The sequence below is a fragment of the Aeromonas sp. FDAARGOS 1415 genome (genome assembly GCF_019048365.1).
In the GTDB taxonomy this organism is placed as follows: Bacteria; Pseudomonadota; Gammaproteobacteria; order Enterobacterales; family Aeromonadaceae; genus Aeromonas; species Aeromonas taiwanensis.
Map to the genome: position 1 here is coordinate 4,052,025 of NZ_CP077363.1, position 13,816 is coordinate 4,065,840.

The 13,816-nt window shown below is 62.8% G+C and carries 9 protein-coding genes; 5 read left to right on the forward strand and 4 right to left on the reverse strand.

Going from position 1 to position 13,816, the window contains the following annotated elements:
• The first annotated feature begins 13 nt into the window (after nucleotides 1-13).
• Nucleotides 14-1,042: a sterol desaturase family protein gene (locus I6L45_RS18740; protein ID WP_216982925.1), complete on the forward strand. Its 1,029-nt coding sequence runs from the start codon at nucleotides 14-16 to the stop codon at nucleotides 1,040-1,042.
• A 65-nt stretch (nucleotides 1,043-1,107) separates the two neighbouring features.
• Here I6L45_RS18740 and leuA read toward each other — a convergent pair whose 3' ends face one another.
• The 4 genes from leuA to dapB form a co-directional block, all read right to left on the reverse strand.
• A complete protein-coding gene (gene leuA / locus I6L45_RS18745) occupies nucleotides 1,108-2,766 on the reverse strand; it encodes a 2-isopropylmalate synthase (RefSeq protein ID WP_216982926.1) in 1,659 nt (552 codons plus the stop codon).
• 497 nt (nucleotides 2,767-3,263) lie between these two features.
• Nucleotides 3,264-6,488: a carbamoyl-phosphate synthase large subunit gene (gene carB, locus I6L45_RS18750; protein WP_043759664.1), complete on the reverse strand. Its 3,225-nt coding sequence runs from the start codon at nucleotides 6,486-6,488 to the stop codon at nucleotides 3,264-3,266.
• Between the two features lie 16 nt (nucleotides 6,489-6,504).
• Nucleotides 6,505-7,641 (reverse strand): glutamine-hydrolyzing carbamoyl-phosphate synthase small subunit, encoded by a 1,137-nt coding sequence (carA, locus tag I6L45_RS18755; RefSeq protein WP_210550428.1) that lies wholly within the window; start codon nucleotides 7,639-7,641, stop codon nucleotides 6,505-6,507.
• A 668-nt stretch (nucleotides 7,642-8,309) separates the two neighbouring features.
• Nucleotides 8,310-9,122: a 4-hydroxy-tetrahydrodipicolinate reductase gene (dapB, locus tag I6L45_RS18760; protein WP_043759660.1), complete on the reverse strand. Its 813-nt coding sequence runs from the start codon at nucleotides 9,120-9,122 to the stop codon at nucleotides 8,310-8,312.
• A gap of 320 nt (nucleotides 9,123-9,442) precedes the next feature.
• Between dapB and I6L45_RS18765 the strand changes: the two genes are divergently transcribed.
• The 4 genes from I6L45_RS18765 to serA all read left to right on the forward strand — a co-directional run bounded on the left by I6L45_RS18765 (nucleotide 9,443) and on the right by serA (nucleotide 13,786).
• Entirely contained in the window at nucleotides 9,443-10,789 is a 1,347-nt protein-coding gene (locus I6L45_RS18765) for a Na+/H+ antiporter NhaC family protein (RefSeq protein ID WP_216982927.1), read from the forward strand.
• Between the two features lie 106 nt (nucleotides 10,790-10,895).
• Nucleotides 10,896-11,492 (forward strand): 5-formyltetrahydrofolate cyclo-ligase, encoded by a 597-nt coding sequence (locus I6L45_RS18770; RefSeq protein WP_216982928.1) that lies wholly within the window; start codon nucleotides 10,896-10,898, stop codon nucleotides 11,490-11,492.
• 164 nt (nucleotides 11,493-11,656) lie between these two features.
• The gene (gene rpiA / locus I6L45_RS18775; protein ID WP_216982929.1) at nucleotides 11,657-12,310 is read left to right on the forward strand and encodes a ribose-5-phosphate isomerase RpiA; all 654 of its coding nucleotides are present in this window, start codon (nucleotides 11,657-11,659) and stop codon (nucleotides 12,308-12,310) included.
• Between the two features lie 243 nt (nucleotides 12,311-12,553).
• A complete protein-coding gene (gene serA / locus I6L45_RS18780; RefSeq protein ID WP_216982930.1) occupies nucleotides 12,554-13,786 on the forward strand; it encodes a phosphoglycerate dehydrogenase in 1,233 nt (410 codons plus the stop codon).
• Nucleotides 13,787-13,816: the final 30 nt, after the last annotated feature.

A 13,816-nucleotide genomic window follows, 5' to 3' on the forward strand; every position in this document is an offset into this window, starting at 1 on the left:
CGGTATGGACCCCATGGACAGACTGACCCTTCTCTTTGACCCCGTGCAGCAGTGGCTGATCACGCCGCTCTGGCACTGCCTCACCGGATTGCTCGACCTCAACGGCCGCCTGGGAGCCCCTTTTCTGCTCATCTCGGGCACGGTCGCCTACCTGCTCTATCGCCATCGCCGTCGCCAGGGGGATCCCGGCGCCCGCAGCTTTGCCGGTTTTCTCGGGGGCCGGGCCGTCTGGCTGCATCCTTCGGCCCTGCTCGACTACCAGTACTATCTGGTGCGAGCGCTACTCCATGTGGCGCTGATCCTGCCGATCCTGGCCCTGCTCCACCCCTGGCTGCTGCAGGCGGAGGATGTCCAGTCGGCCCTGACCCGGCTGTGGGGAGAGCGTCCCCGGCTGGCCGAGGCGAGCTGGCTGATGATGCTCTACGGTCTGGGCGTCTTTCTCATCAGCGATCTGGTGCATTACTGGCTGCACCGCGCCTTCCACAGTCGCTGGCTCTGGGAGTTTCACAAGGTGCACCACAGCGCAACCGTGATGGTGCCGCCGACGGCGAGCCGCATCCATCTGGTGGAGAAGCTGTGCGAGATGCTGGCCAAGGGGAGCTGTCTTGCCCTCTACGCCGGCGCCTTCCACTGGCTGTGTGGCGGCACCGTGCGCCCCTACACCCTGTTCGGGGTCAGCTATCTGGTGCTGCTGTTCAACTCCCTGGCCGCCAACCTGCGCCACACCCATGTCTGGCTCTCGTTTGGCCCCGTCATCGAGCACGTCTTCAACAGCCCGGCCCAGCACCAGATCCACCACAGCCGGGATCCCCGTCACTTCAACCACAACTTCGGCACCAACCTCTCCCTCTGGGACTGGTGGTTTGGCACCCTCTATGTGACCAGCAGCCAGCCCGAACCCCTCTCCTTCGGGGTCGGCCCCAGGGACAACGAGCGCTACAGCCGCCTGAGCGTGCTCATCCTGCGCCCCTTCCTGGTGACGGCGCGCAAGCTGTGGCGCGCCCTGCCCCACCCGCGCGGGCGCAATGCCCTGGCCGATTGAGCCGGACAGCCATAAAAAACGCCACCTTGCGGTGGCGTTTTTTATGGGCGAAGAGGCGTGCTGGCTCAGGCACTCTGGCGCAGGGCCTGGTGCTGGGCGGCCCCGTTGATCACCGCCTGCAGGGAGGCATTGACCACGTCGCGACCCACGGCCACCCCGCACATACGGATGCCCTCGACGCTCAGCAGCACATAGGCGGCGGCGCGGGATTCGGTGCCGGCGGTGAGAGCATGCTCGGAGTAGTCGAGCACATCGATGTGCATGCCGGTGTGGCGTTGCCAGCCGTTGACCAGGGCCGTGATGGCCCCCTCCCCCTCACCGCACAGTTGCAGGGTCCCCGCCGGAGTCTGCAACTCCAGGCGCAGGCTCTCCTGGCTGTCATGGCCGAGCTGGAAGCGGCCCACCCGGTAACCGTGGGCGGGCGCCAGATAGTGGCGCTCGAACAGGGCGCGGATCTGCTCCGGGCTGATCTCGCTGCTGCTTGCCTCGGCCTCGGCCTGAACCCGGCGGCTGAAGTCGATCTGCAGCCAGCGCGGCAGTTGCAGGCCCAGATCGCGCTCCAGCAGATAGGTGACCCCTCCCTTGCCGGACTGGCTGTTGATGCGGATCACCGCCTCGTAGCTGCGCCCCAAGTCTGCGGGGTCTATGGGCAGGTAGGCCACGTCCCAGTAGTGATCCGGCTTCTCCGCCGCCAGGGACTTGCGGATGGCATCCTGGTGGCTGCCGGAAAACGCGGTGTAGACCAGCTCGCCGGCATAGGGGTGGCGCGGGTGCAGGGCAATCTGGGTGCAGGCCCCGACGGTCGCGACGATGGCATCCATGTCGGAGAGGTTGAGCTCGGGATCGATCCCCTGGCTGTAGAGGTTCATGGCCATGGTGACGATGTCCATGTTGCCGGTGCGCTCCCCGTTGCCGAGCAGGGTGCCCTCGATGCGATCCGCCCCCGCCAGCACCGCCAGCTCGGCGGCAGCCACCCCGCAGCCTCTATCGTTGTGGGTGTGGATGGAGATGCACACCTCGGGGCGCGCCTTCAGGTGGCGGCAGAACCACTCCACCTGATCCGCAAACACGTTGGGCGTGCTCACCTCCACGGTGGCGGGCAGATTCAGGATCATGGGACGGGAAGCGCTGCGCCACTCGTCGATGACGGCGTCGCACACCTCGACGGCGAACTCCACCTCTGTGCTGCTGAAGCTCTCCGGCGAATATTGGAAGCTCCACTCGGTCCCCGGGTTGCGGGCCGCGTACTCCCGCACCCAGCGCGCCCCCTGCACGGCGATAGCCTTGACCCCGTCGCGACCTGTGTTGAACACATAGTTGCGCTGGGTCGGGTTGACCGAGTTGTAGACGTGGACGATGGCCCGCTTCGCCCCCTTGAGGGCCTCGAAGGTGCGGGCGATCAGATCTTCCCGGGCCTGCACCAGCACCTGGATGGTGACGTCATCGGGGATCAGGTTGCGCTCGATAAGCTCGCGCACGAAGTCGAAATCAGGCTGGGAGGCGGCAGGGAAACCCACCTCGATGTGCTTGAAGCCGATGTGGGTCATCAGCGCCCACATCTGCAGCTTCTGGGCCACCGTCATGGGCTCGACCAGCGCCTGGTTGCCGTCGCGCAGATCCACGGCGCACCAGAGCGGCGCCCGCTCCAGCACCCGGTTGGGCCACTGGCGATCCGCCAGGTTGATCACGGGGGCACGACGGTATTTGCGATGATCGAAGCTCATATTCTGATTCCCTTGGCTGATATGCGGGGCGCCGGGCGACTGACAACGGGCGGAGCAAGGAGGGGAAGCGGGTTGGCGCGGTAACGCCGGCCCTGACGAGTCGCGCGGCGGTAACCCCGCGACCGGTTTTCCGGTGGCCCCCGTCGGTCACCGGGGCCGGCCACGGCAGCCGGATTGGGCTGCGGGCGCTGATCCTCTCGCACGCAACCTTTCGGTGTATCGGCGCAGACGACCTTGTTTGTATAAGTACCCAGTATAGGGAGGCCGGGAGGGAGAGAGATTGCGAAGATTGCACTTGAATATGCCAACTAAGCAATGCTGATACAGTAAAAGTTCATTAACGGGGTGAGTTTCACCACCCCTGATGCATTATTCGCCATGTCATCCATGTTGCTTCCGGACGGTACCTCTGGTTTGACAGGGCACAGGCAATAAAAAACCCCGCCATTGCTGGCGGGGTTTGCGTGCATCGAGCGGGCAGCGTGCTGCCGGCGCTCTTAGCGGTTGTTCACCTTCTCGTGCAGCTCCTGCACCGAGCTTACGTTGGCGGTGGCATCGACGGTGATGGCCATGCAGGTGGCGAAGGCCGCGTGCAGCGTGGTGGTGTAGGCCACCTTGTGCTGCAGGGCGCCGCGGCGCAGCTGCTTGGAGTCCTCGATGGCCTGACGCCCCTCGGCGGTGTTGACGATGTAGGTGTACTCGCCGTTCTTGATGCGATCCAGGATGTGCGGACGCCCCTCGTGCACCTTGTTGACCAGGCGCGGGTTGATGCTCGCCTCCCCCAGGGTCACCGCAGTGCCGTGAGTGGCGTCGAGGTCATAACCGAGCTCCAGCAGCTTGGCGGCCAGGTTGACCACCCGCTCCTTGTCGCCGTGGCGCACGGACAAGAGGGCGCGACCTTCGCGCGGCACCTGGTGGCCGGCACCCAGCTGAGCCTTGGCGTACGCCTCGGCGAAGCTGCTGCCCACCCCCATGACTTCACCGGTAGAGCGCATCTCCGGGCCCAGCAGCGGGTCGACACCCGGGAACTTGGCGAACGGCAGCACTACCTCTTTCACGGAGTAGTAGGGCGGGATGATCTCGGTGGTGAAGCCCTGTTCTTTCAGGCTCTGACCGGCCATCACGCGGGCGGCGATCTTGGCGAGCGGCGCGCCGGTGGCCTTGGAGACGAACGGCACGGTACGGGCGGCACGGGGGTTCACCTCGATGAGGTAGATCTCGTTGTCTTTCACCGCGAACTGCACGTTCATCAGGCCGACCACGCCGAGCTCCAGGGCCAGTTTGCGCACCTGCTCGCGCATCTCGTCCTGAATGGCCTTGGACAGGGTGTAGGGCGGCAGGGAGCAGGCGGAGTCACCGGAGTGGATACCGGCCTGCTCGATGTGCTCCATGATGCCGCCGATGACCACGTCGGTACCGTCGCAGATGGCATCCACGTCCACCTCGGTGGCGTCGTCCAGGAAGCGGTCCAGCAGCACAGGCGACTCGTTGGAGACGCTCACCGCCTCGGCAAAGTAACGGCGCAGGTCCTGCTCGTCATAGACGATCTCCATGGCGCGGCCACCCAGCACGTAGGAGGGGCGAACCACCAGCGGGTAGGTGATGCGCGTGGCCAGTTGCACGGCCTGCTCCAGGGCGGTGACGGTGCCGTTTTCCGGCTGCTTGAGGCCCAGACGCTCGACGGCGGACTGGAAGCGCTCGCGGTCTTCGGCACGGTCGATGGCATCGGGGCTGGTGCCAATCACCGGCACGCCGTTGGCTTCCAGGGCGCGAGCCAGTTTGAGCGGAGTCTGGCCGCCGTACTGGACGATGACGCCCTTGGGCTGCTCGACCCGCACGATCTCCAGCACGTCTTCCAGGGTCACCGGCTCGAAATAGAGGCGGTCGGAGGTGTCGTAATCGGTGGAGACGGTTTCCGGGTTGCAGTTGACCATGATGGTCTCGTAACCGTCTTCGCGCAGGGCCAGGGCCGCGTGCACGCAGCAGTAGTCGAACTCGATGCCCTGACCGATACGGTTCGGGCCGCCACCGATGACCATGATCTTGTCGCGGTTGGTGGGGTTGGCCTCGCACTCCTCGTCGTAGCTGGAGTACATGTAGGCGGTGTTGGTGGCAAACTCGGCCGCGCAGGTATCGACCCGCTTGTAGACCGGGAAGATGTTGTGACGGGCGCGCAATTTACGCACTTCGCCTTCGGCCACGCCCAGGATCTTGGCCAGACGCGCATCGGCAAAGCCCTTGCGCTTGAGGGCGCGCAGGAAGTCGGCGTCCAGGCCGGCCATGCCGCGCTCTTTCACCTGCTCTTCGAGTTTGACCAGCTCTTCAATCTGCACCAGGAACCAGGGGTCAATCTTGGTCAGGCGGAACACGCCGTCCATGGAGAGACCGGCACGGAAGGCGTCGGCGATGTAGAAGATGCGATCGCTACCGGCATCCTGCAGCTCGTGGCGGATGCGGGTCAGGGAGTCAGGGGCATTGAGGTCGACCATGGGGTCGAAGCCGGTCTTGCCGGTCTCGAGGCCGCGCAGGGCCTTGTGCAGGGACTCCTGGAAGTTGCGGCCGATGGCCATCACTTCGCCGACGGACTTCATCTGGGTGGTCAGACGGTCGTTGGCGCCGGCAAACTTCTCGAAGTTGAAGCGCGGTACCTTGGTGACCACGTAGTCGATGGCCGGCTCGAAGGAGGCCGGGGTGCGACCACCGGTGATGTCGTTCATCAGCTCGTCCAGGGTGTAACCGATGGCGAGCTTGGCGGCGATCTTGGCGATGGGGAAGCCGGTCGCCTTGGAGGCGAGCGCGGAGGAGCGGGACACCCGCGGGTTCATCTCGATGATGACCATGCGGCCGTCTTTCGGGTTGATACCGAACTGGACGTTGGAGCCGCCGGTCTCGACACCGATCTCGCGCAGCACCGCCATGGAGGCGTTGCGCATGATCTGGTACTCCTTGTCGGTCAGCGTCTGGGCTGGCGCGACCGTGATGGAGTCACCGGTGTGGATGCCCATGGGGTCGAAGTTCTCGATGGCGCAGACGATGATGCAGTTGTCGTTGCGATCCCGCACCACCTCCATCTCGTACTCTTTCCAGCCGATGAGCGATTCGTCGATGAGCAGCTCTTTGGTCGGCGACAGGTCCAGGCCGCGCTCGCAGATCTCCACGAACTCTTCGGTGTTGTAGGCAATACCGCCGCCGGAGCCCCCCATGGTGAAGGAGGGACGGATGATGCAGGGGAAGCCGACCATCTGCTGCACCTTCCACGCCTCTTCCATGTTGTGGGCGATGCCGGCGCGCGGGCACTCCAGGCCGATGCTGCGCATGGCCTTGTCAAAGCGGGAGCGGTCTTCGGCCTTGTCGATGGCGTCGGCGGTGGCACCGATCATCTCGACACCGAACTCCTTGAGCACGCCGTGCTGCTCCAGCGCCAGGGCGCAGTTCAGGGCAGTCTGGCCACCCATGGTGGGCAGGATGGCGTCCGGGCGCTCTTTCTTGATGATCTCGCGCACCACTTCCCAGGTGATGGGCTCGATGTAGGTCGCGTCGGCCATCTCCGGGTCGGTCATGATGGTGGCCGGGTTGGAGTTCACCAGGATGACGCGGTAGCCCTCTTCTTTCAGGGCCTTGCACGCCTGGGCGCCGGAGTAGTCGAATTCGCAGGCCTGGCCGATGACGATGGGGCCGGCGCCGAGGATCAGGATGCTCTGTAGGTCGTTACGTTTTGGCATGGCTCTCTTTATCCTCTTAGGCGCGATACTGCTTAATCAATTCAATAAAGTGGTCGAACAGACCGGCACAGTCGTGCGGACCCGGGCTCGCCTCGGGGTGGCCCTGGAAGCTGAAGGCCGGACGGTCGGTACGATGGATGCCCTGGAGCGACCCATCGAACAGGGAGACGTGAGTCGCGCGCAGGCACTCGGGCAGGGTGTTCTCGTCCACCGCGAAGCCGTGGTTCTGGGCGGTGATCATGACTGTGTTGTCATCCAGGCTCTTCACCGGGTGGTTGGCACCGTGGTGGCCGAACTTCATCTTGACGGTCTTGGCGCCGGAGGCCAGGCCCAGCAGCTGGTGGCCCAGGCAGATGCCAAACACCGGGGTGTTGGTATCCAGGAAGGTTTTGATCGCCTCGATGGCGTAGTCGCACGGCTCGGGGTCGCCGGGGCCGTTGGAGAGGAAGATGCCATCCGGGTTCATCGCCAGTACCTCGGCAGCCGGGGTCTTGGCCGGTACCACGGTCAGGCGGCAGCCGCGGTCCACCAGCATGCGCAGGATGTTGCGCTTCACGCCAAAGTCGTAGGCCACCACGTGGTACTTGAAGTCGCCCTCTGCCGGGGTCACGTGCCCCTTGCCAAGCTGCCAGCTGCCTTCAGTCCAGCGGTAGGATTCGCTCACGGTCACTTCCTTGGCCAGATCCATTCCCTTCAAGCCGGGGAAGGCGCGGGCCTGGCTCAGGGCATGGGCCTCGTCAAGCTGCTTGCCCGCCAGGATGCAACCGGCCTGGGCACCTTTCTCGCGCAGGATGCGGGTCAGCTTGCGGGTGTCGATGTCGGCGATGCCAACGATGTTGTGGGACTTGAGGTAATCGGAGAGGGATTGCTGATTGCGGAAGTTGGAGGCCAGTATCGGAAGGTCCCGGATGATGAGGCCCTGAGCATGGACCTGACTGGACTCTTCATCTTCGCTGTTGGTGCCGGTGTTGCCTATATGGGGGTAAGTGAGGGTAACGATCTGACGGGAATAAGAGGGATCAGTGAGGATTTCCTGGTAACCCGTCATCGACGTGTTGAAAACCACTTCACCAACGGAACATCCCTCGGCGCCTATCGACACGCCTTTGAACACAGTTCCATCTTCCAGCACTAGCAATGCAGTGTGATTCAAGACAACCTCCAGTTATTTAGCTTTAAATTCAGCAATTTACCTGGGTGTTGCGGGTCCGGACGCTGTTTGAAACAGGGTTCAAACCCGGCAGATTTCTGGCAAATTGGGCGCATTCTACTTAAAAACGATCTCATTTCAACGTCTTTTCTCGTCTGAAATGCATCTAAATTCAATAAACAAGCAACATTACCCATTATCTATGCACTTCATAGCTTTGCAACCCCCTCCCCGAAAAGAAAAGTAAAAACCCCGACAAAAAGCCACTTTGTGCGCCCCACAAAGCAAACAAATCATATTTTTTTTCATATAAATCAATTAATTGATTTTCTTAAAAAGAAATAACATTAAACATAAACCCCTTTTTACAGGCAGAAAAAATCACCAATTCGGTGGAAAACGTTTTTCTATGTTTGAATTTTTAGTCTGATTGACGACAAGAGAAAAAGGGGGTTATAGGGGACTATTGAGACCCAAACCCGTTACCCTTTGATGACATCCATGTCGCGAGAGTTTGGCGAGTTTGTAAGAATTGCAGGATTTAGGCGGGTTCACTTAAAAAGTGATGACTAAGGCTTGTTTCTACAAAAACTATACGAAAGACCCCGGCGAACCGGGGTCTGGCAATCAGGGCGGGGGCGCGGATGCGCTCCCTCTCTCCTCGCGGCACCTTATTTCAGGCCGAGCACATCCTGCATGTCGTAGAGGCCGGCATGCTGGCCACTGAGCCACTTGCCCGCCCGCACCGCGCCGTTGGCAAAGGTGAGCCGGCTGGAGGCCTTGTGGCTGATCTCCACCCGCTCGCCGATGTCGGCAAACATGACGGTGTGCTCCCCCACCAGATCCCCGGCGCGGATGGTGGCAAAGCCGATGGTATTGCGATCCCGCTCGCCGGTGATCCCCTCGCGGCCATAGACGGCGCACTCCTTGAGATCGCGGCCCAGAGTTTTCGCCACTACCTCACCCATGGAGAGGGCGGTACCGGACGGAGCGTCCACCTTGTGTCTGTGGTGCCCCTCGATGATCTCGATGTCGGTGTAATCCCCCATCACCCTGGCGGCCTGCTCAAGCAGCTTGAACACCAGGTTGACACCGACCGAGTAGTTGGACGCGAAGACGATGCCGATCTGCTTGCCCGCCTCGTGCAGCGCCGCTTTGCCCGCTTCGTCAAAGCCCGTGGTGCCTATCACCATCCGCTTGTCGTGAGCCAGGGCGAAGGCCAGGTTGGCCAGGGTCACCTCGGGGCGGGTGAAGTCGATGATGAGATCGAACTCATCGCGCACCTTGTCCAGGCTGTCGCTGATGGCCACCCCGAGACGGCCCAAGCCGTTGAGTTCACCCGCATCCAGACCAATCACGGCAGAGCCCGGCCGTTCCAGCGCCGCCCCCACCACCACGCCCTCGGCGTTGGCGATAGCCTCCAGCAGCACCTTGCCCATACGACCATTACAGCCCATCACGGCCACACGGATCGGATTGTCCATCTCCACCCTCTCATCTCTTTATTTTGGAAAGAGACCGTTTTACCAGCCCGCGCCCCCTTTGAAAAGCCCGGCGTGGCCACCCACGGGCATCCGATTTTTTATCAACTAAATAACCAATACACCGAATAATCGACAAAACAAAAACCCAGGACAGAATCATAAAGTAAAAAGAATTATCCATCTGGACGTCTATCTTGACCCCTTGCCCCCGACTCACTACTGTAGGCCCCCCATGGTGGCAGGATGCCCGCCCTGTGTAGAGTCAATCCGGCCCGACACAGGTTGCGACAGGAGGTCATTGTTCAAGTTTCGAGGAACACATGATCCAGACCCAACCCAGTGCCAGAGCCCTGCTGCCCCTTCTGGTCTTTCTTGCTCTCTTTATCGGTACCGGTACCTGGCTGACCCTGCAGGGGGTCGAGTTCGCCTTTTACCAGTTGCCCGCCCCCGTCGCCGCCCTGCCCGCCGTCATGCTGGCCATGATGCTGGGACGTGAGGGGTTCAACAAGAACCTGGAGACCTTCTTCAAGGGGGTCGGCGACAGCAACATCATGGCCATGTGCCTCATCTATCTGCTGGCGGGCGCCTTTGCCACCGTGGCCAAGGCCACCGGCGGGGTGGATGCCACGGTCGCCCTCGGTCTGTCGCTCATCCCGGGCTGGTGCCTGCTGCCGGGGCTCTTCCTCATCTCTGCCTTTATTGCCACCGCCATGGGCACCTCCATGGGCACCATAGGCGCCATCGCCCCCGTGGCCCTCGGCGTCGCCCAGGCCACCGGCATCGATCCGGTGCTGATGGCGGGCACCATCCTCTCCGGCGCCATGTTTGGCGACAACCTCTCCATCATCTCCGACACCACCATCGCCGCGACCCGCAGCCAGGGCTGCGAGATGAAGGACAAGTTCCGCGAGAACGTCAAGATTGCCGCCCCCGCCGCCGTGCTGGTGATCCTGGCCTATCTAATGCTGGGCTCCACGGGGGAGGCGCCGGCCCCCACCGCCGAGGCGGACGTGCTCAAGGTCGCGCCCTATCTGCTGATCCTGGTGCTGGCGCTCTCTGGCATGAACGTCTTCATGGTGCTGGGGCTCGGCATCATCGCCGCTGGCGGCGTGGGGATGCTGGGGGGCTATCCCCTCGGCCAGTTCAGCAAGGACATCTATCAGGGCTTCACCAGCATGCAGGAGATCTTCCTGCTCTCCATGCTCATCGGCGGCCTCGGCGCCCTGATGGAGCGCCAGGGTGGCCTGGCCTGGATCAGCGCGCGCATCAGCGCCCTCATCGCCCGCTTCACCCGCAGCCACGACGGCGAACAGAACGAGAAAGCGGCCGAGCTCGGCATCGCCGGGGTGGTGAGCCTCACCAACCTCTGTACCGCCAACAACACGGTGGCCATCATAGTGGCGAGCAAGGTGGCCCGGGATCTCGCCGAGCAGCACGGGGTCACCCCGCGCCGCGCCGCCTCCATGCTCGACATCTTCTCCTGCGTCGTGCAGGGGCTGATCCCCTGGGGCGCCCAGGCGCTGCTGCTGGGCTCCATCTTCGCGCTCTCGCCCCTGGCGGTAGTGAGCATGAGCTTCTACCCCATGGCGCTGGCCCTGGCCGCCGTCGCGGCTGTCTTCATCAAGCACCAGATGAGCGCGGTGGCGGCGCCCTCCCCCCGCGCCTGATTGTCCCTCCCCGGGCCGCCGCCAAGGCGGCCCTGGCCGGTGCGCTTTTCATCCCGCCGGCCCCTTGTTAAGGTAGCGCCACCCCCTTCCTCTCACAGGAGTCCCCATGCCGGATACCCAGCCCGAGCGGCAGACGTTGCGCCAGCTCATCCGCCAGCGCAGAAAGAGCCTGAGCCAGGCAGACCAACAGGCGGCGGCCCAGCAACTGGTCAGCCGTTTCCAGGAGCACCCCGGGATCCTCGCGGCCAGGCGCATCGCCCTCTATCTGGCCAACGACGGGGAACTCGATCCCCTGCCCGCCATTCACTGGCTCTGGGCCCAGCAAAAAGAGGTCTTCCTGCCGGTGCTCCACCCCTTTACTCCAGGTCACCTGCTCTTCCTGCGCTACACCGCCACCAGCCCCATGACCCGCAACCGCTACGGCATCGCCGAGCCAGAGCTCGATGTGCAGCAGGTGGTGCCCCACAGCATGCTGGATCTCATCTGCACGCCCCTGGTGGCCTTCGATGCCACGGGCAACCGGCTCGGCATGGGGGGCGGCTACTACGATCGCACCCTGGCCTGCTGGCACGAGCACGGGCTGGGCCCAAGGCCCCTGGGACTGGCCCACGACTGCCAGCAGGTGGATGCCGTGCCGCAGGAGCAGTGGGACGTGCCGCTCCCCCAGATCATCACCCCCAGCCGCTGCTGGCACTTTGCGTGATCCCGCTGGAGAGATCCGAGATTGCCTCCTTCCCCGCCCCCCGGCTCAATAAACAGGCAAACGATTTACATCTTGGGGATTTTTGCGTCATAAGGTGAGCGCCATGGTCGCTCTGGGGAGGCGGCTTGGATATAATGCGCCCGCTTTTTCCATAAGGATCCATCATGACTCAAGATGAAATGAAGAAGGCGGCCGGTTGGGCTGCGCTCAAATACGTGGTGCCCGGTTCCATCGTCGGCGTCGGCACCGGCTCTACCGTCAATCACTTCATCGACGCACTGGCGACCATGAAAGACCAGATCAAGGGCGCGGTATCGAGCTCTGTGGCCTCCACCGAGCGCCTCAAGGGCTTTGGTATCCAGGTGTTTGACCTCAACGACATCGACGCCCTCTCCGTCTACGTGGACGGTGCCGACGAAATCAACGCCACCCGCGACATGATCAAGGGGGGCGGCGCCGCCCTGACCCGCGAGAAGATCGTGGCCGCCGTGGCCGACCAGTTCATCTGCATCATCGACAACACCAAGACCGTCGACGTCCTGGGCACCTTCCCCCTGCCGGTGGAAGTGATCCCCATGGCCCGCGAATACGTGGCCCGCGAGATCCGTGCCCTGGGCGGCAACCCGGTGTGGCGTGAAGGGGTGGTCACCGACAACGGCAACCACATCCTGGACGTGAAGGGCATGGCCATCACCGACGCCAAGGGGCTGGAGATGCAGCTCAATGCCATCGTGGGCGTGGTCACCAACGGCCTGTTCGCCCACCGTGGCGCAGACGTGGTGCTGATCGGTACGCCCGAGGGCGTGGTCACCCGCTAAGGATCTGCCAGCGGGCGGCCGGATCCCGTAATCTGGCTTTCCCGAATGGACAACGGCGCCTGATGGCGCCGTTTCTATTTATCCCTCAATGGCTTGGCGCAGCCCCTCTGCAAAAATCGTTGATAACTTCAAAGAATTTGACTTTCGTCACAAATATTCCCTCTCCCAAACGTTTTTGCTACTTTACGGTTTTCTTCACACTGCAAGCCTGAACGCATTTTCAAAAACAATAGAGGGAACGTCATGACAGCCAAGTTTTCGCTGGACAAGGATAAGATCAAAGTACTGCTGCTGGAGGGAGTCCATCCCAACACGGTGGAGACCTTTCGGGCCGCCGGTTACACCAATATCGAGTATCTGAAGACATCCCTGTCGGAAGAGGAGCTGATCGAGCGCATTCGTGACGTGCACTTCGTGGGCCTGCGTTCACGCACCCAGATCACCGAGAAGGTGCTGGACGCCGCCACCAGGCTGGTGGCCATCGGCTGTTTCTGCATCGGCACCAACCAGGTTTCCCTGGATGCCGCCCACGTGCGCGGTATTCCCGTCTTCAACGCCCCCTTCTCCAACACCCGCTCCGTGGCCGAGCTGGTACTGGGGGAGATCCTGCTGCTGCTGCGCGGCATCCCGGAGAAGAACGCCAAGTGCCATCGCGGCGTCTGGGAGAAGCTGGCCAACCGTTCGGTGGAGGCGCGCGGCAAGAAGCTCGGCATCATCGGCTACGGCCACATCGGCACCCAGCTTGGCATCATCGCCGAGATGATCGGCATGAAGGTCTACTACTACGACATCGAGAACAAGCTCTCCCTGGGCAACGCCATCCAGGTGCCGAACCTGGTGGAGCTGCTCAACATGTCTGACGTCATCAGTCTGCACGTGCCGGAGACCGCCTCCACCAAGGATCTCATCGGCGCCGAGCAGCTGCGCATGATGAAACCGGGCGCCATCTTCATCAACGCCTCCCGCGGCACCGTGGTGGACATCGAGGCCCTGGCCGACTCCATCAAGAGCGGTCACCTGGCCGGCGCCGCCATCGACGTCTTCCCGGTGGAGCCCAAGTCCAACGACGAGGAGTTCCTGACCCCCCTGCGCGGCCTGGACAACGTCATCCTGACCCCCCACATCGGCGGCTCCACCCAGGAGGCCCAGGAGAACATCGGTCTGGAAGTGGCCAACAAGCTGGTCAAGTACTCCGACAACGGCTCCACCCTCTCTGCCGTCAACTTCCCGGAAGTCTCCTTGCCGGGTCACAAGGGCTCCAGCCGCCTGCTGCACATCCACCGCAACCAGCCCGGCGTCATGAACCAGATCAACCAGATCTTCGCCGACGAGGGGATCAACATCGCCGGTCAGTACCTGCAGACCAGCAGCGAAATCGGCTACGTGGTGATCGACGTGGAGACCGAGCACAGCGAGAAGGCCCTGGCCCGTCTCAAGGAGATCGGCGGCACCATCCGTGCCCGTATCCTCCACTGATGAGCCCGCTCATCCGCCCAGCAAAAAGCC